Annotated in this window: 18 protein-coding genes and 1 tRNA gene; 10 read left to right on the top strand and 9 right to left on the bottom strand. The window is 53.5% G+C overall.

The window, feature by feature from the left end; translation table 11 throughout:
• The first annotated feature begins 350 nt into the window (after positions 1-350).
• The 3 genes from dhbC (at position 351) to VN23_RS17110 (ending at position 4,227) form a co-directional block, all read left to right on the top strand.
• Positions 351-1,550, top strand: a complete 1,200-nt coding sequence (gene dhbC / locus VN23_RS17120) for an isochorismate synthase DhbC (RefSeq protein WP_046353659.1) — start codon at positions 351-353, stop codon at positions 1,548-1,550.
• 97 nt (positions 1,551-1,647) lie between these two features.
• Positions 1,648-3,267, top strand: coding sequence for a (2,3-dihydroxybenzoyl)adenylate synthase (locus VN23_RS17115; protein WP_046353658.1), 1,620 nt, complete (start codon positions 1,648-1,650; stop codon positions 3,265-3,267).
• Between the two features lie 99 nt (positions 3,268-3,366).
• Positions 3,367-4,227, top strand: a complete 861-nt coding sequence (locus VN23_RS17110; protein WP_046353657.1) for an isochorismatase family protein — start codon at positions 3,367-3,369, stop codon at positions 4,225-4,227.
• A gap of 62 nt (positions 4,228-4,289) precedes the next feature.
• On the opposite strand, the gene VN23_RS17105 is transcribed toward VN23_RS17110, so the two are convergent.
• Entirely contained in the window at positions 4,290-6,566 is a 2,277-nt protein-coding gene (locus VN23_RS17105; protein ID WP_046353656.1) for a TonB-dependent receptor domain-containing protein, read from the bottom strand.
• A 350-nt stretch (positions 6,567-6,916) separates the two neighbouring features.
• Between VN23_RS17105 and fes the strand changes: the two genes are divergently transcribed.
• From fes to VN23_RS17090, 3 genes are read left to right on the top strand one after another with little or no spacing between them, the layout of a single operon-like run.
• Positions 6,917-8,221: an enterochelin esterase gene (gene fes, locus VN23_RS17100; protein ID WP_197432944.1), complete on the top strand. Its 1,305-nt coding sequence runs from the start codon at positions 6,917-6,919 to the stop codon at positions 8,219-8,221.
• 55 nt (positions 8,222-8,276) lie between these two features.
• Positions 8,277-8,477, top strand: coding sequence for an MbtH family protein (locus VN23_RS17095; protein ID WP_046353654.1), 201 nt, complete (start codon positions 8,277-8,279; stop codon positions 8,475-8,477).
• A 56-nt stretch (positions 8,478-8,533) separates the two neighbouring features.
• On the top strand, positions 8,534-17,017 hold the full coding sequence (locus VN23_RS17090; protein WP_046353653.1) for a non-ribosomal peptide synthetase: 8,484 nt from the start codon (positions 8,534-8,536) through the stop codon (positions 17,015-17,017).
• Between the two features lie 59 nt (positions 17,018-17,076).
• Here the strand turns inward: VN23_RS17090 and VN23_RS17085 are convergent, their stop codons facing one another.
• From VN23_RS17085 to fepD, 3 genes are read right to left on the bottom strand one after another with little or no spacing between them, the layout of a single operon-like run.
• Positions 17,077-17,898, bottom strand: coding sequence for an ABC transporter ATP-binding protein (locus VN23_RS17085; RefSeq protein WP_046353652.1), 822 nt, complete (start codon positions 17,896-17,898; stop codon positions 17,077-17,079).
• Entirely contained in the window at positions 17,895-18,995 is a 1,101-nt protein-coding gene (gene fepG, locus VN23_RS17080; protein WP_231743287.1) for an iron-enterobactin ABC transporter permease, read from the bottom strand. Before fepG ends, VN23_RS17085 begins: the two co-directional genes overlap by 4 nt.
• Complete coding sequence (fepD, locus tag VN23_RS17075; RefSeq protein WP_046353651.1) at positions 18,992-20,008, bottom strand: Fe(3+)-siderophore ABC transporter permease; 1,017 nt, start codon at positions 20,006-20,008, stop codon at positions 18,992-18,994. Before fepD ends, fepG begins: the two co-directional genes overlap by 4 nt.
• 234 nt (positions 20,009-20,242) lie before the next feature.
• Here fepD and entS point away from each other — a divergent pair, with 234 nt between their 5' ends.
• A complete protein-coding gene (entS, locus tag VN23_RS17070) occupies positions 20,243-21,526 on the top strand; it encodes an enterobactin transporter EntS (protein WP_046353850.1) in 1,284 nt (427 codons plus the stop codon).
• A gap of 45 nt (positions 21,527-21,571) precedes the next feature.
• Here entS and fepB read toward each other — a convergent pair whose 3' ends face one another.
• Positions 21,572-22,555, bottom strand: coding sequence for a Fe2+-enterobactin ABC transporter substrate-binding protein (fepB, locus tag VN23_RS17065; protein ID WP_197432943.1), 984 nt, complete (start codon positions 22,553-22,555; stop codon positions 21,572-21,574).
• A gap of 220 nt (positions 22,556-22,775) precedes the next feature.
• Between fepB and VN23_RS17060 the strand changes: the two genes are divergently transcribed.
• A complete protein-coding gene (locus VN23_RS17060; RefSeq protein WP_046353649.1) occupies positions 22,776-23,561 on the top strand; it encodes a 2,3-dihydro-2,3-dihydroxybenzoate dehydrogenase in 786 nt (261 codons plus the stop codon).
• Positions 23,562-23,573: 12 nt separating this feature from the next.
• Complete coding sequence (locus VN23_RS17055; protein ID WP_052746800.1) at positions 23,574-24,242, top strand: 4'-phosphopantetheinyl transferase family protein; 669 nt, start codon at positions 23,574-23,576, stop codon at positions 24,240-24,242.
• Here VN23_RS17055 and VN23_RS17050 read toward each other — a convergent pair.
• Both VN23_RS17050 and VN23_RS17045 read right to left on the bottom strand, forming a co-directional pair.
• A complete protein-coding gene (locus tag VN23_RS17050) occupies positions 24,194-24,583 on the bottom strand; it encodes a DUF1289 domain-containing protein (protein WP_082752931.1) in 390 nt (129 codons plus the stop codon). The two genes, VN23_RS17055 and VN23_RS17050, sit on opposite strands and share 49 nt — an antisense overlap.
• Before the next feature lie 69 nt (positions 24,584-24,652).
• Positions 24,653-25,150: a hypothetical protein gene (locus tag VN23_RS17045; protein ID WP_046353648.1), complete on the bottom strand. Its 498-nt coding sequence runs from the start codon at positions 25,148-25,150 to the stop codon at positions 24,653-24,655.
• 251 nt (positions 25,151-25,401) lie between these two features.
• Here VN23_RS17045 and VN23_RS17040 point away from each other — a divergent pair.
• Positions 25,402-25,478 (top strand) — tRNA-Gln (locus tag VN23_RS17040).
• A gap of 48 nt (positions 25,479-25,526) precedes the next feature.
• Here VN23_RS17040 and bluB read toward each other — a convergent pair.
• The gene (bluB, locus tag VN23_RS17035; RefSeq protein WP_046353647.1) at positions 25,527-26,201 is read right to left on the bottom strand and encodes a 5,6-dimethylbenzimidazole synthase; all 675 of its coding nucleotides are present in this window, start codon (positions 26,199-26,201) and stop codon (positions 25,527-25,529) included.
• 57 nt (positions 26,202-26,258) lie between these two features.
• Positions 26,259-26,894, bottom strand: a complete 636-nt coding sequence (locus tag VN23_RS17030) for an HD domain-containing protein (protein ID WP_046353646.1) — start codon at positions 26,892-26,894, stop codon at positions 26,259-26,261.
• Positions 26,895-26,906 lie beyond the last annotated feature (12 nt).

Below are 26,906 nucleotides of genomic sequence, written 5' to 3'. Positions count from 1 at the left end.
TTCAGGCCTAGCTTATTTTTTAAGCGCCTGCTGATTTTTATAAAAGCGCAGCTTCTTAACGAGAGGCTGCGCTTTTTTCCTTCTTTAATTTGTCAGCCTGCTGGCTTTTTCTTGCAATAAAAGACAGCCAATATCGAGTGACTTCATGAGCATTGCTTACTCATCTTGCTTATGACATACTCTCGCCAATCTCGCTAATGATACTCATTATCATTCGTTTTTGTTGGCTTATTAAATCTATTTTGCTTCGTGGTCTGGTATTTCGTGGTGATTAGGAAATCTAGTGCAGGAATGGTTTTATAGATTTTAACTACTTTGCCTATTCCACTTTGAACAAGAGGAACTCGCTTATGAACGATCTTTTTCGCGGTGAATTGCGCACGCAGGCTCAATATTTACTCTCGGGCTACCAAACAGATTCAGCCTTATTTTTTGCCAGCTCCCGGCAAACTTTGCTGGCACAAGGCCACTATGCCACCGTGCCCACGGCCGATAGTTTAGAAGCTCTGAATGAATCGGTAAGCCTTGCTTTAAAGCAAGCTAAAGCCACAGGGCATTTTGATCCGGTGGTGGTGGGGGCGATTCCTTTTGATGGGCAAAAGCCAGCTTGCCTCAGTATCCCACGCAGCGTATTACGGGCAGGGCCTTTGCCGCAAAGTCTGGCGCAGCCTAAGCCGCAAGCCGTGCCGTGCACTATTCAATCGCTGCCGGAGCCACAGGTTTATGCCGATGGCGTGGCGCTGGCGGTCAGTCATTTGCAAAATAAGGATCTGGATAAGGTTGTGCTGGCCCGTGCGCTGGATTTAACGGCTGAACAAGCGGTAGATATTCCCAAATTACTGGTGACGCTGGCGCAGCGCAATGCACATGGTTACACCTTTGCTGTGAACCTTTCTGCCGCTGAAAAAGAAGCCACGCCGCGCATCTTGATTGGTGCCAGCCCCGAGCTATTAGTACGCAAGCAGGGCAAGCTGGTGTTTTCTAATCCGCTGGCAGGCTCTGCCGCCCGCAGCCCCGATCCTAAAATTGATCGAGAGCGTGGCGAGGCGCTGCTTCAGTCAGCTAAAGATTTGCACGAGCACGCGGTGGTGGTGGATGCGGTTGCGGCCGGTTTGCGGCCATTTTGCCGCACACTGAATGTGCCGGAGCGGCCTGTGCTGCTACATACCGAAACGATGTGGCACTTATCCACCGAAATCAGCGGCGAGCTGATTGATGAAGCCACTACTTCGCTGATGCTGGCTTCTGCCCTGCACCCTACACCGGCAGTGTGCGGCCATCCTAAGCGCAGCGCCCGAGATCTGATCTCGCAGATCGAGCCATTTGATCGCGGCTTTTACACCGGCATGCTGGGCTGGTGCGATGCCAACGGTGATGGCGAGTGGGTTGTGACGATCCGCTGCGCTGAAGTGGTGGGTAAATCTTTGCGCCTGTTTGCCGGAGCCGGCATCGTGGCTGACTCGTCGCCGCAAAGCGAGCTGGCAGAAACGTCGGCTAAATTCCGTACCATGCTGAATGCTATGGGCCTTGTGCATGCCGGGGCGGTGTGATGAGTGACTCTTCGCTGCAAAGCGCGCTGGCAGGAATGTCGGTTAAATTTAGCACCACGTTCAATGCCATGGGTCTTGTGCATGCAGGAGTAGTTCGATGAGTGATTTTTTAGCACATTGCACGCCATGGCCCGAAGCTCTGGCGGCGGAGTATCGCCGCAAGGGTTATTGGCGTGGCCAAACCTTTAACGCCTTGCTGGATGAGCGGGTAGAGCAATATGGCGAGCGGCTGGCGGTCGTGAGCGGGCAAACCCGCTGGAGCTACCGTGATCTGGCCGCAGAGGCAGATTACCTTGCCAAAGGGTTTAGTGCGCTGGGCATAGGGCCAAAAGATAGGGTGGTGGTGCAACTGCCTAATTGCGCCGAGTTTTTTTCGGTGATTTTTGCCTTGTTCAGGATTGGCGCTTTGCCGGTCTTTGCCCTGCCAGCACATCGCAAATTAGAAATCAGCTATTTCTGCCAGCATGCCGAAGCGGTGGCTTATATCATTGCTGATCAGCATGGCGGCTTTGATTACCGCAATCTGGCCAGCGAAGTAAAAGCCGTGTCGCCAAGCTTGCAGCATGTTTTGGTGCTGGGTGATGCAGGGCCATTTACGGCTTTGCATGATTTAGCTGCTGGCCCGTTGCCAGCACCGCCTAAGGCTTCGGATGTCGCGTTTTTCCAGCTATCGGGTGGCAGCACGGGCACGCCTAAGCTGATTCCGCGCACCCACGATGACTATATTTACAGCCTACGGGGCAGTGCAGAAATCTGCCAGCTTAGCCCGGAAAGCGTTTATCTCTGCGTATTGCCAGCTGGGCATAATTTTGCACTGAGCTCGCCCGGCTCATTAGGTGTTTTCTACGCGGGTGGCACGGTGGTGCTGAGCAGTAATTCCAGCCCTGATCATGTTTTCCCCCTGATTGCCGCAGAGCAAGTTTCGATCAGCGCCTTGGTACCGCCTTTGGTGCCCATATGGCTGGATGCCGCGGCAAGCTTGCAAGCCGATTTATCCAGCCTGAAAGTAGTGCAGGTCGGTGGTGCTCGTTTTAATAGCGAGATGGCCGCCCGCCTGGTGCGTGAGCTGGGCTGCACCTTGCAGCAGGTGTTTGGCATGGCCGAGGGCCTTGTGAATTACACGCGCTACGACGATAGCGACGCGCTGGTTTTGCACTCGCAAGGCAGGCCGATTTCGCCAGACGATGAAATTCGCGTGGTGGACGATGAAGATCAGCCCTTGCCAGTAGGCGAAGTAGGGCATTTGCTAACGCGTGGCCCTTACACCATTCACGGGTATTACCGCGCTGCCGAGCACAATGCCCGTAGCTTTACAGCCGATGGTTTTTACCGTACCGGCGATTTAGTCAGGCAGACCGCTGAGGGCTATCTGGTGGTGGAAGGCCGGGCAAAAGATCAGATTAACCGTGGCGGTGAAAAAATCTCTGCCGAAGAAGTGGAGCATCTATTGCTGGCTCATCAGGGCGTGGCCGACGTGGCGATTGTGGCCATGCCGGATGCTTTTCTGGGTGAAAAAAGCTGCGCCTTTGTGATTCGTCGTGACGCCAGCTTGCGGGCTGTGGAGCTGAATGCCTATCTGAGAAAACTAGGCATCGCCGCTTACAAAATCCCCGACCGGATCGAGTTTATCGACGCCTTCCCTAAAACCGGCGTGGGCAAAGTCAGCAAAAAAATCTTGCGACAAATAATAGAGCAGCGGCTGCTAGTGCCGTCGTAGGTCGGGTGAAACCCGCGAGCGATGCTGAAAAATACGCGGGTTTCATCCGCCCTACGCATCGTTACTGACCTTTAAATTTAAACACTTAAAAGAATCTATATGGCTATCCCAAAAATCAGTACTTACCCAATGCCTACCGAGTTTCCTGCAAACCGTGTGAGCTGGCAGCCAGATGCAAAACGCGCTGTGCTGCTGATCCACGATATGCAGGATTACTTTGTTGATTTTTACGATAAATCTGCCGCGCCTATTCCTGAATTAATCAGCAATACAAGACGCATTCTGGATCTGGCAGCAAAGCTAAGTATTCCCGTGGTGTATACCGCGCAAACGCCGGATCAGACCTTGGAAGAGCGCGGACTATTGCAAGATATGTGGGGAGCGGGCCTCGTGGCCCAGCCCGCACGCAAAGGCATTCTGGCTGAGCTTGCTCCGCAGCCACAAGATACCGTGCTGCCTAAATGGCGCTATAGCGCGTTTCAGCGCTCTAATTTGCTGGAAACCATGCGCAGCCAGGGACGCGATCAGCTGATTATTTGCGGTGTTTACGCGCATATCGGCTGCATGATGACCGCTTGCGATGCTTTTATGAACGATATCCAAGCCTTCTTTGTGGGCGATGCGCTGGCTGATTTCTCTGCCAAAGAGCATCAAATGGCGCTGGATTACGTGGCTCAGCGCTGTGGCTACACCACCTCCACCGCTGCTTTAATCCAGCAATTACAAGGCGGCAGCCTGCCTGCCTCGATTGACGAGCTGCGCAAAATCATCGCCACCAGCTTGCAAATCCCCGCATCTGATTTGCACGATGATGACAATCTGATCGATTGGGGGCTGGATTCGATTCGGGTAATGAGTTTGCAAGAGAGCTGGAGAAGGGCGGGTGTAGAGCTAAGCTTCACCCAGCTTGCCGAGCAAGCTACGCTGGCGGCATGGTGGGCTTTGTTAGCGAAGCCTTAAAAAAACATGAAACCGAGCTGTAAAAAAACGTCCACCTGCAAACAGGTGGACGTTTTGTTTTTTTAGAAGCGGTAATCAACCGTGACGCCTACCGTGCGTGGTGCACCGGCGTCTGCTTCGTTATTGCGGCTTCCTTTACGATAAATAACATCGCTATTGAAGAGGTTTTTAACGTAGGCGCGTACTGCGTAATTGCCTTTGTCGTAGCCAATTTGCAAATTGGCCAGCGTGTAATCGCCTGCTTTCAGGGTTTCTGAGTTGTTTAGGTCAGAATAATATTCACCTGTATGGCTGATATCGCCATTGATAAAGAAGCCTAAGTCAAATTGTTGCTTAAAGCCGAAGCTGGCAGACACAGGGGCTGCGTAGCCAAAGCGGTTTCCATCAACTGAGGTGCTGCGCAGATTGCTTTCGGTGATTTTGGTGCTCAATAAGCCTAAAGATGCAAAGAGCTTGAGCGAGGAATTAACGCTGGCGTCAGCGCTGACTTCTACACCATAGCTTTCTGCCTTAGGAATATTGGTAAAGTAGTTATTGAGTAAAGCTTGGTAGTCTTTATAGCGGTTGTAAAACAGATTGGTGTTTAAGGTCAGGCGTTTATCAAGGAAGCTGGAACGGCTGCTTAGCTCAATCGTGCTGACTTCTTCTTTGCCATATTCATAAAACTTGTTGTCGTCATAATTAATGCTGCCTGCGCCCGGGGTATAGCCCTCGCGATAGGTCAGGCCGAATGATGTTTCGGGTGTGGCTTTGTAAATCACGCCGACTTTAGGCAAAAACATGGTTTCGGTGATATCGGTTTTGATCAGTGCTTCATTGGGGGTGCCAGGCCATCCTAAAACATTGCGTTTCTGGCTTTCACGCTCGATACGCCCGCCTATATTTAGATCAAAACTGCTGTTCAGAGCAATAGTGGATTCACCAAAAAAAGCGAGGGTGTCGACTTTATCGGTGCCAAAAAAGCCACTGTTATATGGGCTGGCGTTCAAATCCTGATGGCGGTCGTAGTAGTAAAGCCCTGCCAGTGCCGTTACGCTGCCGCCTTGTGGGTCGTAAACCAAGCGGGATTCCAGCGTATTGCTGTTTTCATCCATTTGCAGCTGGAAGCGATCAGCGCCGGTTTCTTTAAATGAAGCGCGGTATTTGCCACGGCTATAGAGCATATGGCTGTTTAAGCTGTCTGATATTTTGTATTCAAGATCGACATTGGCCGTGGTTTTGGATGAATCTTGCGTGCGGGTGTTTACTCTGGAATTCAGCTTGGAATAAGTGCGGTCTGAATGGTTGGCGCTATTAATCCGGTTTAAGAATTCGCCTTCCTGATCCCGCTGGGATACGGTGAGCTTGGCCGAAAAATCAGGCATATTACTTGGCGTCCAAAGCAATTTGGCGCGGATATTCTGGCGTTTGAAATCCGATGGGTCCCATGGCCACACGCCGGGATATTCAACAAAACCCTTGCCTTTGATACCTTCGGCAGCAAGGCGGAATGCCAATTCATCTTGCACGATAGGGCCGGAAATCATGGCAGCACCCAGCGTTCTGCCTGCTTCGTTTTCATAGCCAGCGCGCACTGCGCCTTCCCAGCTGGAGGTAGGATTTTTAGTGTTTACCACCACGGCCCCGCCAATGGTGTTACGGCCTTGGGTGGTTGATTGGGGCCCGCGCAAAATCTCTACCTGCTCTACATCCCACATGCCGAAGTCTACATATTGCTGGCCGGACCACGTTTCAGGAGCGCCATCCACACTAGTGCTGACACGCGGGCGGGCGCCAGAGATAAAGCTGAATACGCCTGTTGCAGGGCCGGTGCCTTCCACGCCACGGATATTCACTCCGCCTGCGCCATTGATATTGACGTTGGGCGCGCGATTGCCTACTTCATAAATCGATGTGACATGGCCCTTATCCAGATCCGTGCCATTTAATACGGTGATGGCGGTGGTGGTTTCCTGCATGGAGCGGTTGATTTTCTCCCCGGTCACCGTGATAGGGGCTAAGTAGGCTGTGTTGGCAATGAGCTGATAACCATTGCCGTTGGCTACGGCCTGTAAGCCGGTATCGGCCAGAATGGCATTCAGCCCCTGCTGGCCAGAATAGCGGCCATTCAGCGCAGGCCTTGTCCAGCCCTTGACTAAGCTTTCATCGATATTGAGCTTGATACCCGATTGCTGCGAAAACTGCTTAAGCTGAGCAGATAAAGAGCCCGCAGGCAGCTGATAAGCCTGCTCTGCCGAGGGTGAAGCATAGGCAACGCTGGTCAGCGTGGCTCCGCCTAAGCACGCAAGTGCCAGCTTGGTTGCTAACAGTAATGAGTAATGCCGGGTTGGGTATTTCATTTGTGTTTCCGTTAGAGGTGATGTGAGCGCTTACAGGCGTAATCATTCATAGCCGTGGGCTGGGTATGGCTTGCTGGCATGAAGTCTGTCTCAAACCGGTCTTTCCCTCGCTACGATCGCTTAAGTCCGACAGGCTGCGAGGCATTTTATTGCACACCAAGATGAAGCAATCTGACTTAATTATTTCTCTTCCTTACAAGCGCCCCTTGGGTCATCTGGCGGTTCTTTTCTAGAAAATTGTAATTTTTTGGTGATATGTAATAAATTGCAGCGATGAAATGATAATACTTCTCATTACAATGTGCAATAATGCCGTTATGATAAAGGCAGCAAAAAGGATGAAAAGGGTGATGTTGTGGAACTTAAATTCAGAAGCAAGCCAAGCCATGAATCTGCTGAAAGCAAGCAATGCTGGCAGCGAAAGCTGGTGGCAGCAGATTGCAGAGCAGGGCACGCCGCTTATTGAGGAATGCCTTAATCATCAGGTGTGGATTACTTTTTTATGGCGTGATCCGGCAGGCGATGAATCGAGCTCAACGCTGGCCAGAGTTTATATCGACGTTAATTCGGTCACTGATCACCACCGTGCAGACCCGCAATCGCTGGCCAGAATAGCGGGCAGTGATATCTGGTATTGGCAGGTGCAACTGCCCGCAGATTGGCGGGGTAGCTATAGCCTGATGCCCGTGGCTGCATCTCAGCTACCTGTGTTTTCAGAGCTGGCCCCCGCTGAGCAAGCCAGCCGCCAGCGAAGCTGGTGGCGCTCAATGGCTGAGGCGGCGCAGGCAGATCCTTTGAATTTGCAGTCTCCCAGTGCTGGCGCATGGCGCTCTGCAATGTCGGCGCTGCATTTACCCGAAGCACCGCCACAGGCGGCTTGGCGGCATGCGGATAGGTGCGGCGAGGATGATAAGGCAGGGCTTTGCGAGCTGGATTGGCATAGCGTCATCTTGGCCAATCAGCGCAAGGTTTGGGTTTACCAGACAGGCGAGGCACAGAGCGAGCGTGCTTTGGTGTTGCTGCTTGATGGACAGCACTGGGCCAAGCGTATGCCTGTTTATGCTGCGATTGATCGGGCCACTGAGCAGGGGCAGCTGCCCGCTGCCGTATATGTGCTGATTGATGTGATTGATGGCGAGCAACGCGGCCGCGAGCTGCCCTGCAATGCCTCATTCTGGCTGGCGGTGCAGAGCGAGCTCTTACCCCTGATTCAGGATATTGCGCCGTGTAGCAATGACCCGGAGCGCACAGTGCTTGCAGGGCAAAGCTATGGCGGGCTGGCAGCCATGTATGCGGCCTTGCACTGGCCTGAGCGCTTTGGATGCGTGCTAAGCCAGTCAGGCTCTTTCTGGTGGCCTTACAACGATATTCTAAAAATGCCACCTAATCAGCCAGCAAGCCGCAAGCCGGGGAGCATAGGGCAGCTTGCCGAGCAGTTGCCGGGCTTGGCACCGGCTGTGCGTGCATTAAAGGTTTTTCAGGAAGTAGGTAGCCGTGAAGACGTGATGATTGATGTCAATGAAACCATGCGCGATGCCTTATTGCAGGCTGGCCATCAGGTGAATTACCGCCTGTTTGAAGGCGGGCACGATTGGCTGTGCTGGCGGGGAGGCCTGCTCGACGGGCTGAGTGAGCTATTAGCGCCGTGCAAATAAATACCGTACTGAAGTCAGTCCATTTTTAAACCGGTTTTAAGCGGAGATTCAAAGCATGAGCAATGAGCAGGTTAATCCTTTTGATGATGAGAGCCAGGATTTCCTGGTATTGAAAAACGCCTTGGGGCAATACAGCCTGTGGCCTGATTTTGCTGCGGTGCCAGTAGGCTGGAGCTCGGTATTGGGGCCAGAGGGCCATGCCCGTTGCCTTGAATATATTGAATTGAATTGGCTTGATATTCGCGTTACCCAGTAAGCGTATTGATTTTTAGTCTGCAAGCAGCGGATCTACTTTTAAAGGGAATAGGCATCTTGTTTAGTACTGTTACGCAGAACTCCTCGGCAGAGAGCGAGCTGGAATTGCCCATCGTTGGATCACAACTGGGCATTTGGCTGGCTGATCAGATATCTCCGGTAAAAAATGGCTATACCGTTGCGCATTATGCAGAGCTGCAAGGCCGGCTAGACATAGCTTGCCTGCAACGTGCTATCCGGCTTGGCCTGAGCGAAGCAGATACGCTGCATGCGCGTTTTCAGGACGGTGATTCCGGCCCTGTGCAATATTTGCCGCTGGCTGTAGATGCAGATTGTTTGCCTGATGCCGAATACTTAGATTTAAGCGATCAAAACGATGCACCCGCTACGGCGCTGGCGCTGATGCATGCCGATCTTGATCAGGCCCAGCCTGCTGATTCGGGGCAGGCGCTTTACCGGCATATTATTTTTAAATTAGGGACAGCGGGCAATGAGCGCTGGTTCTGGTATCAGCGCTATCACCATGTGTGCGTTGATGGCTATAGCTTTAGTGCGCTAACACGGCGGATTGCTGCGCTCTATACCGATTTGCAACAAGGCCATGCCCTTAGCGCAACGCCCTTTGTATCTTTTGCCCGTGTGGTCGATGAATATCAGGCCTATCAGCAGTCCGCGCTTTACCAGCGTGATCGGCAGTTCTGGCAGGAATATAGCGCCGATTTAGCGCTGCCGGTTTCTTTGACTGCCCATCATGGCGGCCAGTCTTTTGCCAATGTGAATGCCTTAAAACAAAGCTTTCAGCTGCAAAGAAGGGCGGGCTTGCCGGGCGATGTGAGCGAGCCAGAATTACTGATGGCAGGCATTTTTGCTTATTTATCCCGGATGACGGGATCAGCAAGGCCGGTTTTAGGGATGCCCTTTATGCGCCGCATGGGATCCGCCGCGCTTAATGCAATTGGCCCTGTGGTAAATGTATTGCCCTTGCAGCTTAGAGTGGATACTCAGCTAAGCCTGTGCGAGCTGGCCAAACGCTTGGCTTTAGAGCTACAGCGGGTACGCAGGCACCAGCGTTATGATGCTGAGCAGGTGCAGCGGGACATGGGAACCAGCCGCCGCCCCTTGTACGGGCCAAGTATTAATTTGAAGATTTACGAGCAAAGCCTGCAATTGGGCGGCTTGCAAGCCACGACGCATATCCTGGCTGCAGGCCCGGTTGATGATCTGGAGTTTGGTATTGCGCTGGAAGAACAGCTGCTGGTGCTGAGCCTTACAGCTAATCCGGATCGCTATCAGCCAGAAGAGCTGGCATTACATTGTGAACGTTTAAGCGCATATTTAAATGCTCTGATGGCCAGCCCGCATGCGCCAATTGATACGCTGGCCTTATTGGCCCCTGCCGAAACAGCAAGGCTGGATAAATGGTCAGCCGGGCCTGCGATTGCGCTGCCTGAAATAAATACCGTTGTTGATCTGTTTCAGCAGCAGGCTGTGCGTTCTGCCGGGTATAAGGCGCTAGTTTTTGGGGCGGAAACGCTGGATTTTAGCGCGCTAAGCGCCAAAGTAGCGCGCCTTGCCCGCCTGCTGATGCAGCAAGGGATAGGCCGAGGCGATATTGTCGCCATTGCCTTGCCACGCAGTGTGGATTCGGTGGTGTCTGTGTTGGCGGTATTGTCGGCAGGCGCGGCTTATTTGCCGCTGGATCTGGATTACCCAAAAGATCGTTTGGCCATGCTGTGCGACGATGCACAGCCCGCTCTGCTGCTGGCTTTAAGCGATTGCGATCTACCTTTGCAGGCACAGGCTTTATATCTAGATTCGCCGGATTGCATGGCGCAATTGTCTGCTTTATCTGCACTGCCGGTCAGTGATAGCGAAAGGGCTGCTCCTTTAAATAAAAGGGATCTTGCCTACATTATTTATACCTCCGGATCGACCGGTAAGCCTAAGGGGGTGATGGTTAGCCACGGCAGTTTAGTTAATTTACTGATCTCTCATCAGCATGGTTTTATTGCGGACATGATGCAGCGCCTTGGCGGGCGCAGAGTGCGTGCGGCGCATAGCACGTCGTTCTCATTTGATGCTTCTTGGGAGCCGCTGTTCTTTTTACTTTTGGGCCATGAGTTACATCTTTGCGATGAAGAATTGCGGCGTGATGCACAGGCCTTGCTCGAGCTTATTCAAGCGCAGCAAATCGATATGCTGGATGTACCGCCACCAGTATTACAACAGCTGCTCGCTTGCGGTCTGGCCGCGGCCAACCATGTGCCTGATCTGATTCTGATTGGTGGCGAGGCTGTGTCTCCGGCGCTGTGGAATGAGCTGCGCCAGCATTCCCACCTGCATGTTTATAATTTTTATGGCCCCACTGAATACACCATCGACGCCTTAGGCGCTTGCGTGTCGCAGGCGGAGCAGCCGGTCATCGGCCTGCCTGTGGCCAATACTCGGGCTTATGTGCTTAACCATGCTTTGCAAAAAGTGGCACAGGGCGTGGTGGGTGATTTATATCTGGCCGGTGAAGGAATGGCGCTTGGCTATCTGCGCCGCCCCGGCCAAACCGCCAGCCGCTTTGTGGCAAATCCTTTTGCAGAAGGGCTGATGTACCGAACGGGCGATTTAGTCCGCTGGCGCACCGATGGGTTGCTGGAGTTTATCGGGCGTGCCGATTTTCAGATCAAGGTGCGGGGCTTTCGGATTGAGCTGGGCGAAGTAGAACACGCCCTGCTTAAGCTGGCAGGTGTGAAGGGCGCTGTAGTGATTGCAGAGCCGCTTGCCGCTAGTCATCGCCTGATTGCCTATTGCACGGTAGAGCACGATGCGCCGGGCTTAAGCCTAGATTTACTCGCCAGATTGGCCGAGCAGCTGCCTGATTACATGATCCCGGCAGCGTTGATGATCCTGCCAGACTGGCCGCTGAATGTGAACGGCAAAATCGACAAGCAGGCGCTGCCTAAGCCCGCTCAGGAAAGCCAGAGCCGCCCGGCTGCGAACGAGGCAGAGCGCTTGCTTTGCAATGGGGTGGCCAAGGTGCTGGGGCTGGAGATACTTGGCCCGGATGATGATTTCTTTCATTTGGGCGGGGATAGTATTTCGGCGATGGCGCTGGGCTCAGAGCTAAGACGCTCAGGCTTTTTACTCAGGCCGCGGGATGTGTTTTCTCAACGCACGCCCGCCAGAATGGCCACCATATTAGAGCGTCTGGATAGCGCGCCCACTACGGGTAGCGAGGCAACAGGGCGCTTAGGGCGCTTGCCTATCGTAAGCTGGTTTGCCGAGCATTACGGGCTGGATCGACGCTTTGCACAGGGCGTGCTCTTGCGTATTCCTAAGGAGATTCAGCTTGCCCATTTGCAGGCTGCATTGCATGCCGTACAACGCAGCCACCCTGTTTTACGCGCCAAAGTGGATGAGCAAGGCTTGGTACTCACAGCCCCTGCCGCCACTTTGGATACTGCGCAGCCAGAGCAGCAGCAATTACTGCAGCAAGACGATTTCTCTGCCGTGATGGATGCCCGGTTTGAAGCGGCCTGCGCCAGCTTAAAGCCTTCAGCCGGAAAGATGATGCAGGCAGTGCATTTTGTTGGGGAAGACGATAGTTACCTGATGCTGGTGCTGCATCATTTACTGATTGATGGCGTGTCGTGGCGAATTCTGCTGGCCGATTTGCAAGAGGCCAGTGAGGCTGCGCTGAATAATACGGCGGCTCTGCTGCTGCGTGAATCGTGCACGGTGCAGGATTGGGCACAGCGGCTGGCCGGGCAAATTCCTGCCCGCCGCTCCGAGCTTGCACTGTGGCAAGCCGCGCTGGCTGAGCCTGCTGCTGGCCGGGCATTAGATCCTGTTCGGGATACCTATGGCTCGGCAAGCCAGTGCCGCACTTTGCTGGATGCCGGTTTAAGCACAGCGCTTTTATTTGATTTGCCCGCTGCTTATCAGGCGCAGATTGAAGAGGTGATGCTGCTTGCGGTGTCCTTAGCGTATAGCGAGGTATTTGCCAGCCCTCGCGTCAGCGTTTCACTTGAATCTCATGGCCGCCAGCTTGATGACGAGCATGCAGATTTAAGCCGCACCATAGGCTGGCTGACGAGCGAATATCCGCTGGCAATCGAGCTAAAAGGCTTGGATCTGGCGGGTGTGTGCGCCGGAACCCACGCCGCTGTGGAAGCGGTGAAGGCCATTAAGCGCAGCACCCGTGCTATTGCAGATAAAGGCTTGGGCTACGGTATTTTGCGTTATCTGGATGATGAAAACGGCCCTGCTTTGGCAAAGCTGGAATCGGCGCACCGGCCACAGTTCCTATTTAATTATCTGGGGCGCTTTACGGGAGGAGCCGCGTTTTGGGCTCCGCAAAGCACCGCAGGGTATTTTGCCGATGCTTTTGCGGTGAACACTGATCCAACCATGCCTTTGCTATATGGCTTAGAAGTTAATTTATTTGTAGAAGAAAGCAGCAGCGGCCCGCAATTGGCCCTGAACTGGACATGGGCTACGGCGCTGTTTAGCGAGGCTGAAATAGCCGCTCTGCACCAGCGATTTACCGCCTATGTGGCAGGCTTGAAACACTTTGCTCAGGCCCGGCCTTTACTGGCGGTTGATACGCTGGTGAGCGTGGAAACGCCGGTGAGCGATTCGGCGCTGCATGTTTTAAGCCAGCGCTACGGGCCACTGGCGGCTGTTTTACCCGCTCTGCCTTTGCAGGAAGGCCTGCTGTTTCATGCCCAGCTGGGCGATGCAAGCAGCAAATACAACTCGATTACCCGCATTGAGCTGCTAGGCGCGCTGGATATTGAAAGATTGCGTGATGCGCTGGAAGCGGTGCTTGTTCGCCATCCGCAACTGGCGGCGATGTTTGATAATGAATCGGGTAATCAAGCCATGCAGCTCTTGCCTCTGGTGAGTGGCAACGAGCGCCGCTGGCCTTGGGTGCAGCAGGATCTCAGCCATTTAAGTGCGGCAGAGCAGGAGGCTGAGCTGGCACGATTAGAGCAGCAGGAAATCAATCGTGATTTTGTGATTGGCGAGGCAGATCTTCTGCTCAACGCCTTGCTGGTTCGGCAAGGCCATCATCAGCACACGCTTTGCTTAACGGCACATCATCTGGTTGTAGATGGCTGGTCTACGCCGATTATGCTGGGTGATCTGCTCCTCGCTTATGGGGAAGGCACTTTAGCCGCCACCCGCGTCGATTACCCGACGGTGGTTAAGCAACTGGCAGCTCGTCCGTTGGCGGCAACAAGGGAGATCTGGTCAGATGTGCTGGCCGGGGTAAAACCAACGCTTTTATTTGGCAACAACCCTGAGCCCGGCAAGGTGAATACCCTAGAGCTGGTGGTGCCAAAGGCACTGGAGCAGGCCTTAACTGCGCAGGCGCGTCAGCAGGGTTTAACGCTCAATACCATGATGCAAGGAATGTGGGCCGCGCTACTTTCAATCATGAGCGGGCGCAATGATGTGGTTTTTGGCTCGCCCGTATCGGGGCGCTTTAGCCCGGTAAAAGGCATTGACGAGCATATTGGCTTATTTAGTAATACGCTGCCCGTGCGCGTCCGGCTTAATCCGCACCAGCCTTTGCTCGCCCAATTAGCCGCTGTACAGGCTCAGCAGATTCAGCTGCTGGAGCACGATGGCCTAGGATTGGGTGAAATTCAGCGGCTGGCAGGAGCGCCCACCTTATTTGATACCCTGCTGGTGGTTGAAAACTACCCCGAGCAAGATGAATTGCTTGCACGGGATTACCGCGGGCTGCGGGTGGGGGCGCTACGTAACCGGGGCTATACCCATTATCCTTTAACCGTTCTGGTGCTGCCGGGCCAGCAATTACGTCTGGTGATTGAATATCGGGATGTGGTGCAGGATGCGGCTCAGTTGCCAGAACGAATTTTAATGCTGCTGAACCATCTGGCGGATGAGGCTGATCTGCCATGGTCTGCTTTTAAACCGCAGATTCAGGCCGAGCAGGCATTGATTCAATCCCTGAATGCAACGGAGACCCCGCTGCCCGCGTATACCCTGTGCGATTTACTACAGGCGCAGGCAGAGCGAACGCCGGATGCCGTGGCTTTACAGGATGTGGAAAGATCGCTCAGCTATCGGCAAATGCGGCTGGAGGTGGCGCAGCTTGCCGGGCACTTGCAAGCCGTAGGCGTGCGGGCGGGCGATATTGTGGCGGTGGCCCTGCCTCGCTCTGCCCATCTTAGCCTTGCTTTAATGGCAGCACTGGAAGTGGGAGCCGCCTATTTGCCCCTTGATGTGGGCTACCCAGATGAGCGACTGAGTTATATGGTGGCAGACGCTAAGCCGCGTTTAATCATCAGCGATAGCACACTGGCAGCTCGCTTTGCTGCAATGGGGCCTCTGCTGCTGGCAGACCGCCTGCCTGAGCATGCGCCGCAGCATGATGTGGTGGCGCTGACGCCAGATCATGCTGCCTATCTTTTATACACATCGGGATCGACTGGTCGCCCTAAAGGTGTGCTGGTTTCGCACCGCGCCATTGTGAACCGGCTGGTATGGATGCAGCATGAATACGCTTTGCAGGCCGATGATGTGGTGCTGCAAAAAACGCCTTGCAGCTTTGATGTTTCAGTATGGGAATTCTTCTGGCCCTTAATGTACGGTGCCAAACTCTTTATGGCGCCGCCTGAAGCGCATAAAGACCCGGAAGAATTACTGCAGCTGATTGCTGAGCAGCAGATTACAACACTGCATTTTGTGCCGTCGATGCTGGCTGCATTTATTGCTCAGCCCAATGCTTTATTGCCAGATTGCGCCAGCCTGAAACGCGTATTTTGCAGCGGTGAAGCGCTGCCCCGCGAGCTGGCTGATCGCTACGCCGCGCTGATTGCCGCGCCCTTGCATAATCTTTACGGGCCGACCGAGGCAGCAGTAGATGTGACATACAAGCCTGCGCAGGATAAAGATGCGGGCACAGAGCGCGCGAGCAGCGTGCCTATTGGCCGCCCCGTCTGGAATACCCAGCTGCGCGTGCTGGATGCCTATTTGCGCGAAGTGCCGCTGGGTGTGGCAGGCGATTTATATCTGACAGGTGTACAGCTGGCAGATGGCTATTTGGGGCGCCCAAGCCTCACAGCAGGGCGCTTTGTGGCAGATCCTTTTGCGCTTGGGGAACGGATGTATCGCACGGGGGATGTGGTGCGCTACTTGCCAACGGGCGATGTTGAATACCTTGGCCGCAGCGATGACCAGCTGAAAATTCGTGGCCAGCGCATCGAGCTGGGCGAAATCGAGGCGGCACTCTTGCAGCAGCCGGGCATTGCCCGTGCTGTGGTGCATGCTCGTTTACTAGGCGTGCAGGCGGCAGCAACAGGCGCGGATGCCCGCCAGTTGCTGGCCTATGCCATTGCCGAAGATAGCCAGTCACCGCCTGATTCTCTGGCCGTGCTTGTGGCGCTGGCACAAGTGCTTCCCGCCTATATGGTGCCGGTGGCGCTGGTTTATCTGAGCGAGTTTCCTTTAAGCGCTAATGGCAAGCTGGATCGTAAAGCCTTGCCCGAGCCTGCTTTACTGGCGAGCTCTGCCCGTCGTGCACCCCGTGCCGGTCTGGAGAGCCAGATTGCGAATGTCTTTGCACAAATACTCGGGCAATCAGCCATTTCTGCCGACGATGATTTCTTTATGCTGGGCGGCCATTCCTTGATGGCGATGCGTTTAGCGGCCGCTTTGCGTAGTGAATTGAAGCGGCCAGTGTCGGTTGGGCAAATTATGGTGGCGTCTAGCGTGCAAAAGCTGGCCGCGCTGCTGAGCGATGAGCAGCAGGCGAATGACCCGAATAACGCAGGCTTTGGCGAAGTGCTTTATTTGCGGGCAGGTCTGGGCAAGCCCCTTTTCTTTATCCATCCTGCTTCTGGCTTTGCATGGCAATACAGCGGCTTTGCCAGCCAGCTATCCAGCCAATGGCCTTTAATTGGCTTGCAGTCGCCAAGGCCGGACGGTGTGATTGCCACATGCGCTGATATGGATGAGGTGTGCGAGCGGCATCTGGCTAATTTACTGCGCATTCAGCCGCAAGGCCCTTATCACTTACTGGGCTATTCTTTTGGCGGTGCGGTGGCGCATGGGCTGGCTGCAAGGCTGCAGGCGATGGGCGAACAAGTCGCTTTCTTAGGGCTGTTCGATATGTACCCCCCCGAAGAGCAGGATTGGACCGCGCCTTCGGAAGAGATCGCCAATACCGAGCTGGATAGGGAGCGCGAGCAGTTTATGCTGGCGGCAGAAGAGGGCGCAGATGAATTTATGCTGCGTGAAAAAACCGAAATGTTTGAGCAGATTGTGGCCAACTACGCTGATGCCGTGCGCCTGTTATCCAAGGCACGCTCCCCCCGTTACGAGGGAAAAGCACAGCTGTTTGTAGCCAGCCGCACTTTGCCGGCAGATTGGGATATTCAAGCCAGCTGGGCCGCCTATGTGGGGGAGCTGGAAGTCCATTATCTGGATTGCGCCCACGAGGATATCGTCTCACCCGAATCCTTAACGGTGCTCGGGCCTTTGCTTGATCAGATCCTGACTAAAACGCTGAGCTGATAAAAATACCCCGCTGATCGCCGATTATGAAGGCGGGGTATTTTTTTGCATCGGCCCAATCAGCGCAAATGCGGCCTGCCTCGCGGGATAATCATTGGGGTGTGGCTGATCGGGTCGTCGATAATCAGGCAGGGTAGGCCAAAGACGCTTTCTACTAGCTCTGGCGTCATGATTTGGCGGGGCGTGCCTGTGGCCACAATTTGTCCTTCTTTCATCACGATTAGATGGCTGGCGTAGCGGCAGGCGTGGTTTAGATCGTGCAATACCGCCACTAGGGTGCGGCCTTGTTCATTAAGGGTGCGAAACAGCTCAAGCAGCTCGATTTGGTGGGCAATATCCAGATAGGTAGTGGGCTCATCGAGCAGCAAAATGGATGTTTGCTGGGCCAGTGCCATCGCCACCCAAACGCGTTGTCTTTGCCCGCCGGATAGCGCGTCTACATTTTGCTCGGCTAGCTCGGTTATGCCTGTGGCGTGCATGGCGCTGGCAACGGCGTCTTCGTCCTTTTGGCTCCATTGTTTCAGCAGGCTTTGGTGCGGATAGCGGCCACGGGCAACGAGGTCGGCCACGCAAATGCCTTCGGGCGCGGTGGAAGATTGCGGTAGCAGGCCAAGCTGTGTGGCGACAAATTTAGCGGGGTAGCTGTGGATATCTTTGCCATCAAGGCTGATTTGCCCTGTGGATGGTTTGATTAGCCGGGCCAGGCTGCGCAGTAGCGTTGATTTGCCACAGCCATTGGGGCCAATAATCACGGTAAAAGCGCCATCGCTGATTTGCAGATTAAGCTGCTCGCAAATCACGCGCTGCCCGTAGCCCAGCTGCAGGTCTTCACCTTTTAAGCGGCTGGTGACGGGAGGGGAGGGGTTAAGTCTTGCTGTCATATGCGTTTTGCTTCACAGAGTAAGAGCCAGATCAGATAAACCCCGCCAATACTCACCGTGATGATGCCGACCGGAAATTGTTGGGGGAAGAATAAATGTTGTGCGGCTACGTCGGCTAGCAGTAGCAGCAGCGCGCCCATTAAGGCTGAAAGATAGAGGGACGCCGCATTATTGCTGCCTATGCGCTTAACGATTTGCGGTGCAACGAGGGCAATAAAGGCAATTGGTCCGGTGGCTGCCGTGGCTGCGGCAATGAGGGCCACGCCAAGCGCCATCAGTTGCAAGCGGGTGCGCTCGGCTGGAATCCCTAATGCGCTGGCGCTATCGTCGCCCATTTCTAAGAGTTGCATCCGGCGGCCAAGTAGCAGCGCCAGCAGCATACAGCTGAGGCAAAACGCCGCAGCAGGCAGACCTTTGGCCCATGACATGCCATTGAGCGATCCGGCCGCCCACAGCGCCACACTCATGGCGGCTTCCAGGCTGCCGGTAATGCTAAGCCAGGTATTAAATGCAGCTAGCATGGCGCTTACCGCAATCCCTACAATAATTAGCCTGAAGCCGTGTATGCCTTGCCGCCATGCTAGTAAATAAACCAAGAGTGCCGTCAGCAGCCCGCCAACGATGGCACCGGTGGCGATTTCCAGATAACCGCCGTTTAAAAGGATGATGGTAATCAGCGCGCCGGTATGCGCGCCTGTGCCAAAGCCAATCACATCGGGGCTGCCTAGCGGGTTTCGCACCAGTGATTGAAAAATGGCTCCGCTCATGCCCAATGCCGCGCCAATCACAATCGCCATAAATACGCGTGGCAGTCGCCATTGATTGATGACGATCATGGCGCGACTGCTGCCTTCACCTTTTAGTGCGGCAAATACTTCGGAGTTTGAAAACGATAATGCACCCAGCTTTAAGGCCATTATTCCCAGCAGCAGGCAAGCCAGCGTAAGGATAAAAGCGAGCCGTAGCCCAGCCAGATTGAGCCGGAAGTTGATCGCTCCATCCGGCTTGCCAATGAGCATAGAGCGGCGAGCCCATATTGATTTAGCGGCGATTGCTGGCTTAAAGCTCTGGTGATGCTTAGAAAGGGCGGTGTTCATGTGCGCACCTGTTTGCGGGCTAGCCAAATGAGCATCGGCGCACCCACAAAGGCGGTGACAATCGATACGCGTAGCTCACTGGCCACCAGTAGGCGGCCAATAATATCGGCACCGAGTAATAAAATGGGGGCCAGTAAAATAGTCAGTGGCAAAATTCGCCGCTGATCCGGGCCAACCAGCCAGCGGGCCACTTGCGGGATCATCAGGCCGACAAAGCCAATTGGCCCTGCAATGGCCGTGGTGGCACCCGTGAGCAGGGTAATGGCCAAAATACTGAATGCCTGCGTGATCCATGGCCGAGTGCCTAGCGTTACGGATAATTCTGCGCCCATGCTGAGCGCATTCAGCGGCCTTGCCAGAAGCAGCGCCAATACGCTGCCGGTGATAATAGCGGGCAACACCATCAGTACCAGATCCAGATTGCGTACATCCAGCGTGCCTGCATTCCAGTAGCGGATACGATCAAATGCCATAGGGTTAAATAGCACCAGCCCCGAAGAAATACCGTGCATCACCGCGCCAATTGCCACCCCGGCCAGAATAAAGCGGCTAGGGTCTAGCCTGCCCGCACCCCAGACACCGACAAAATAAACCAGCAGGGTAGTGAGCAGGGCGCCTGTACAGGCAAAGCCAACAAAGGCGGCGGGCTGCTGGATATTAAATAGTGCGACGGCAAGCACTACCGCAAAGCTCGCCCCTGCATTAACCCCAAGCAAGCCCGGATCGGCCAGAGGATTACGCGTGAGGGCTTGAATCAGCGCGCCAGCGAGCCCCAGTGCTGCCCCGGCAAATAGGCCGAGCAGCGTTCTGGGCAGCCTGCTCTCCAGCACAATAATGCTGTCCGGGTGAAGGGCCGTGCCAAAGAAGCTGTCATAAACCACGGCCAGCGGAATAGGCTTGGCCCCCATCGTTAGGCTAAGAGCCGCAATAAGGCAGAGCAGGATAAACACTAAGGCATATCGGGAGCGGGTTTGCTGCCAGGAAATGGTAGTAGGCGTGCCAGATTTAATCATTAAATGAGAATGTAAATCATATTCATTTCAATGCTTAATGATACCATAGTCGTCAATCTGGTGACAGATACAGCTCAAGCTGCGGGTGGCGGCTCTATTGCTTTATTTTCTGTAATTAACTCAAGCATTCAAGGCTCGGCCTTGGCCCGCGAAGAGACTAAAAGCTTGCTTTGCCGCTCAAGATTTGGGTGTTTGTGTGCGCCTAAGTACTTACTAACTTTTTTTGGATTTCTAATGAGTAAACCCAGATCGTCTATTTTTGTTGATTTTAGTCTGCTTAAAAATAATTCAAACTTTCGGTCTGTTTTTATAGCGCGTTTGATTTCGGTACTCTCACTGGGGATGCTCACCGTTGCGGTGCCCGTGCAGATTCACGCGCTCACTGGCTCGGCATTGCATGTCGGGCTGGCGGTGGCGCTGGATGGCGTGGGGATGTTTGTGGGCCTGATGTGCGGCGGCGTACTGGCTGATCGCTACGACAGACGCAAGCTGATTTTAATGGCCCGTTGCCTGTGCGGTATCGGCTTTTTAGTGCTGGCGTTAAATAGCTTTATTGCTGCGCCTTCCCTGCTTGCCCTGTATTTGGTTGCGGTTTGGGATGGTTTTTTTGGCGCGCTGGGGATTACCGCCCTGATGGCGAGTATTCCGGCTCTGGTTGGGCGTGAAAACTTATCGGCGGCCGGTGCATTAAGCATGCTGACCGTTCGTTTAGGTGCGATTTTGTCTCCGGCCATTGCTGGTGTGGTGATTGCTTCGGCAGGGGTGAGCTGGAATTATCTGCTGGCAGGTCTTGGCACTTTGTGCACACTGATTCCCTTGCTGTGCTTGCCTTCGATGCAGCCTGCCGTGGGGAAGCCAGAACATCCGCTACGGGCCTTGGCCGATGGCGTGCATTTCCTGATGCAAAGCCCCGTGGTTGGGGCTGTGGTGGTGATGGGGACTTTGCAAACAATGTTGAGCGCCATTCGAGTGATGTTTCCGGTGCTGGCGGTGAGTGTGTATGGCGGAGGCGCATTTGAGGTAGGGCTGATGTATTCGGCGGTGCCGCTAGGTGCAATGACGGGGGCGTTTACCAGTGGCTGGGTGGCGCGGGTGCAGCGGCCGGGTTTATTACTGATTGCTGCGGTGATCTCTGCGGCGCTGGTGATTGTTGTATTCGGCCTGATTTCTCATTTGCCATCGGGTTTGGTGGCGCTCGTTATTTTTGGCTATCTGGGCTCGATTAGTTCTTTATTGCAGTTCACCTTAGTGCAGCAGCACACGCCGGATCGCTTGCTGGGGCGTGTTAATAGCTTATGGAGCGCACAAGATGTAGTAGGAGATTCTGTGGGGGCTTTAGGGCTGGGTGCTTTGGCCCGTGCATTTGCGCCACTGCTGGCGGTGTGCTCTTTTGCGGGTAGCGTTGCACTGGCCGGGGCTATGCTGGGGCTGGGGTTCAGTGGTTTGCGGCGCTTGCAGAATCCCCCGCCGGAGACTGAGCCACTACTGCCTGAGGTGGCATCCGAGGCGGCTCATTAAAGCAATTTTTGCCTGGCTGCCTGAATACGGCAGCCAGGCCGCTTTTTACTTAAAGTGCTGCTCGATCCGCTTCAGCATATTGCTGGCGCTGTAGTAGTCGATACGGAAAGTATCAAAGCCTACGGCGTAAACGCGATTGCTTGATATGGCCGGGTTTTGTTGTAAAAACTTATTGTTTTTGACTTTTGCTACCGTTGCATCATCGGCTGTAAAGAGCAGCATGGTTTTGCCTTGTAGCCCTTCAGAGAATTTTTCACCCGTGAGTTGGGTGATGTCTTTGCGTATTCCCATGCTGGTATCCCCTTTGGCTGCATCCGGGATGGTGGCTAGCGTAAAGCCAAGATCCAGCAAGAGCCGCCCTTGGGCAGAATTTGCCGTCCAGACATTTGCACCAGAGTTATCTTCGTAATAAACCATGGCAGTAGTGGGCTGGGGAGGCAGGTTTATTTTTTGCTTGGTGGCATTGAGCTTGTTGTCAAAGTCTTTGATTGCTGCCGCAGCATCTTGCTCATGTCCGGTGATGGCCCCAAGTTGTGTAGCGATGGCTTGCCAGTCTTTATCGTCATAATTAATGACCACGGTTGGGGCAATCTGGCTGAGTTGATCATAAATTTTACGGGCAGAATCGCCACCGGTAGCCGACACAATAATCAGATCAGGATTGGCGGCTGCAATCGTTTCGGCATTGGGCTCGCCATGATAGAGCGGCTCTACTTTGCGCTCTTTAGCAATATGCGCCCATTGCCGAAAAAACCCCTGCTCATCCGAAGTCACCGTATTTACAGCGCCCGTGCCGCTACCAATTACAGGCGCATTAATGGTGAGCAGCGTGCCGGTGAGCGTTACGCTGGTCGATACAATTCGCTCTGGCGGGGCTTTGATCGTGAGTTTGCCTTGGGGTGTGTCGAAAGTACGTGGCCAGCCACTTGCTTGTGTTTCGGTCTTGGTTGTTTGCGGGCTGGAATCGCAGCCAGTAAGCAGGGCGGCACTCATCAGAATAAAGGCCATAAGGCCATGTTTAGTATTCAAGGAAGACTCGCTTATGTGGGTTTGGGGTGAGGTGTGCTGGCGCTATGGGAGCATGGTTGTGCAGCCCATCGGTAACACTTACAGCCTTATTATTATTTTAATACGAACAATAATTATTCGTATTAAAATATTGTGTAAGACCGCTTAAAAAGCGTCTGGCAGATTAGTCTTAAGCCAGACACAGACTGTTAGCCCCTCAAAAAAACAAGGAAAAGCGCTTATGCAAGATCAGCCCTATCGTGGGAAAGTGGCCATTGTGACCGGAGCCGCTCAGGGTATTGCCGCTGCGGTTGTGCAGGCTTTAAGCCGCCAGGGCGCGATTGTTGCAGCGCTGGATATTCAGGCTGAGCGTTTGCAATCTGTGGCTTTGCAATATCAGGCAGAAGGCTTGGCGGTGCATGCTTATCCAGTGGATATGCGCAGCAGTAGCCAGATTAACGAGGTGGTTGAGCGGATTGAAGCCGAGCTTGGCCCGATTGCTATTTTGGTAAATGCCGCAGGTATTTTACGCATGACGACAATCTGCGAGATGAGTGATGAAGATTGGGAAAACACTTTTGCCGTGAATACCCATGGCCCCTTTTATTTATCCAGAGCCGTGGCACGGCGCATGATTCCACGCCGCAGCGGCACGATTGTAACGGTAGGATCAAATGCGGCAGAAGTACCCCGGCTGCAAATGGCGGCCTATGCCGCGTCTAAGGCAGCGGTGGGGCACTTTACCAAGTGCCTGGGTCTGGAGCTGGCTGAATACGGCATACGCTGCAATATTGTCTCCCCCGGCTCTACGGATACGGCCATGCAGCGCCAGCTTTGGCAGGATGAAAGCGATGTGCAAAAAGTGATTGCAGGCTCCTTGCCGGGCTATCGCACAGGTATTCCGTTAGGGCGGATTGCAGATGCTGATGATATTGCTGCAGCGGTGCTCTTTTTACTCTCGCCCGGCGCTCGCCATATCACCATGCATAATCTGTGTGTGGATGGCGGGGCGACGCTGGGGATTTAATCGGATGAAGGCGTGCTAAAAATCTGGCGGGTAACACTCGATGATCCGGTGCATCTTGATCCGCCAAGGTTGGCGGCTTTAGATCAGCAGGAGCATCAGCGCTGGCAGAGTTTGCGCAAGGCGCTAGATGCCCGCCGCTATGCTGCTGCGCATACCGCTTTGCGCTCTATTCTGGCGAGCGAGCTGGCTTGCTCACCGGGTGATATTCAGTATTCGCAGAATGACTGGGGCAAGCCGTTTCTAGAGCGTGGCCCTGCTTTTTCGCTTAGCCATAGCGGCCCGCTGGCCTTGATTGCTGTACAAGCTGATCTGCCCTTGGGGGTTGATATCGAGCTGCATAGCAAAGAAACCAGCCCGGATTGGTTTACAGATTGCTGGAGCCCCGCAGAGCTGCGGCGAATGCACCAACCTTTAAATGCGGCGCAAGCTTTAAGGCTGTGGGTGCGCAAAGAAGCGGTACTCAAGGCTGTGGGGCGGGGCTTACATTTGCCAATGTCACAAGTGGTGCTGCCACTGGGCGAAAGCCAGCGTTTGCGGGCAATAAGCCATTGTGAGGGGCAAAATACACTCTGGCATCTTTATGATCTGGATGCAGGCGCTGGCGCTTTGGCGGCTTTGGCAAGCCGCCAGCTTTATTCTGCAGATGAATTGCGGCTGGTGGATTGGTCGCCAAGGGGCTGATGGCTGCGCTCGGCAATCACGGCAGCAAGGCAAGTGGGGCAAAAGCAATCACCCGTTGCACTAGTGACCGATAGCACCGGCGGGAAATCCATGCACCAGCAGCTACCCTGCTTGCCCCCATTGCCACAGCTAAATACGCTATTGCAGCGCTGGCAGGTTTTACTTTTTACTGCTAAGGGCAGCGCAAGCAAGCGTTGCCAGATGATGGTTTTCTCTGCCTCGGTGGTTTTAGACCAGAGGCGGATCTCCTCAATCGTGCGGCGGCATCCGGTACAGGTTTGTGCGTCATCCAGCTTGCATTGATTGATGCAGGGCGATGGTATGGCTTGCGTATCGTTCATAAAAATCAGGCAGGCAAAACACAATTTTACCAGCCTGTTTCCAGATAGATCGCGGTATTTCGCGATTAATTATTGCGCTTCAAAATAGATATTTTTAAGCAGGGCAGGTTCTGCTTCAGCAAGTTCAGCTAAATGATGCAGCGCGTTTTCTGCGGCAATAAAGGGATGAGGTAGCGAATTCGGGCTTGTATCTTCAAACTGAATTACGCCAGCTATTTTCCATTCGCCATCAATATGTTTGAGCTGATAGCTGGTGCAATATTCCCAAGGGCTGCCATCCGTGAGTAGCACGCGCCAACGCAGCCTGGCGGTGGCTAGCTTGGGGGTGATTTTGAGCATGCTTAAAATAGCGTAATGCGCGTCGTGAAAGCCCTGCTGCTGATACCAGTCAAATAAAATACAGGTGGTATGGTAAAGCTCTTCCAGCTTGGGCCAGTCGGTTTTTTCACCGTTAATTAGCGAAAAAAACGGCAGGCAGAACATATCTGTTACACCATCCACATCCAACCGTGCGTAGACCTTGGAGAAATCCTCAAGGAATGCTTCCAGATCTTCTGTTTCATCCATGCGGCACCAAAAAGTAGTATTGTAATTATTCACTATTTCTATGGTATATGGAAAGAAATGCAATGGATAGAAGAAAGTAAGTAGAAAGATCTATTGTGGTTTAATAGATAATACGGCGTGATTTTTGGGCGTTTATTGCTCATATTTGCAGAGGTAGAGTGGCTGAAGGCTTGCTTTTTACAGGCCTGCTTACAAATATTTGTTTAAGGCTTCCCAAAACAAAATTCTTCATGTACTATGCCGCTCTCTTCAGGGGAGTCGCCAAGTTGGTTAAGGCATCGGATTTTGATTCCGACATGCGAAGGTTCGAATCCTTCTTCCCCTGCCAAGAGCAAAATAAGCCGCGTAAAGCGGCTTTTTTTACGTCTGAATATTCCTAATAGCTAATCGGCGTGCTGTGATCTCCTTCCGGCCAGCTATTTTCAAAAAAGATTTGCTCTTGTTCCAGGCGGCAGCCCCAGCCCAAGCGCTCCAGCGTAGGTTTTTCTGGGAAGGCTTCGACTTGCCCCAGGCAAAGAATGGCAATCGGCTTTGCGCCTTCTGGCATCTTTAATAACTTGGCGAGATCACTAGGCTCAAAGATCGATACCCAACCCATACCAATTCCTTCGGCACGTGCCAAGAGCCACATATTCTGAATGGCGCAGGAGGCGGAAGCCAAATCCATTTCCGGTAGGGTGCGGCGGCCAAAGATGTGTTTCTCACGCCCATCCATTAAAGCCACCACCAATACTTCGGCGCATTCTGCCAAGCCATCTACTTTGAGCTTCATAAATTCTTGCTGGCGGCTGGGCAGCGCCGCCGAGGTACGTTCACGCTCGGCATCGACTAAGGCATGCACCTGTCCACGCAATGCAGCATCGGTGATATGTAGAAAGCGCCACGGCTGCATAAAGCCTACCGAAGGAGCCATTTGCGCCGCTTCAATTAAGCGTGGCATCAGCCCCTCTGGCAGAGGCCCGGTTTTAAACTGACGAATATCCCGCCGCTGGCTCATCAGCCGGGTCAGGCTTTCGATTTCGCTATCTAAAAAACGGTGTGATATGGGCATGGGGTGTCCGGGGCGGGTGATTGGATGTGTGGATAAGCGGTGTAGCTTCAGTCCATTTTAGAGAATTTCTGTTTCTAAGGCGGCTAAATAGGTTTTCATGATTTCAATTCGCCTCCGGCCTTCTGCTTTGCCTGCTCTTGTTTTTAATGTTTCAGCCGTTTTGAATAGTTTTTTAAAGAAATGATCAACAGTGAATTGAGCATCATCTGGCGCTCTTACGGTGCAGAAGGGATCATGATCTGCATAAAAAGCTCTCTTTAATAGGCCTGCAGTTGCAAAGCATCGAGCGATGCCTATTGCCCCAAGGCCATCTAGCCTGTCGGCGTCTTGAACAATTTGGGCTTCTAGTGTGGTGACTTCAATATTGGCACTAAAACTATGCCCTTCAATGGCATGGGCAATGGCGGGATAAAATTCTGCTGGATATTGAATTGAGCTTAAAAACTCAATGGCGCCCTCGGCAGATAATCTGGAAGCACGGCTGCGCAATGGGCTGTCTTTGGGCACAATCACAAAATCATGTAGCCATGCCGCAGGAATAATGACTTCTAATTGGGCGTTTTCTTCTTTGCCTATTTTTTTAGCAAGTTGAACGACTCTTTTAAAGTGCAGCAGATCATGAGCGGGGTCGTCATTTGTTGCGATGGTAGCTATCTTATTTTCAAATTGTTTTTCCCATTCACTGAGCTGCATTTTTTATCCTTA

It is taken from the genome of Janthinobacterium sp. B9-8, assembly GCF_000969645.2.
Taxonomy (GTDB): Bacteria; Pseudomonadota; Gammaproteobacteria; order Burkholderiales; family Chitinibacteraceae; genus Iodobacter.
Note: the sequence above shows the minus strand (reverse complement) of the source record. Positions and strands in the feature narration are given on the sequence as shown.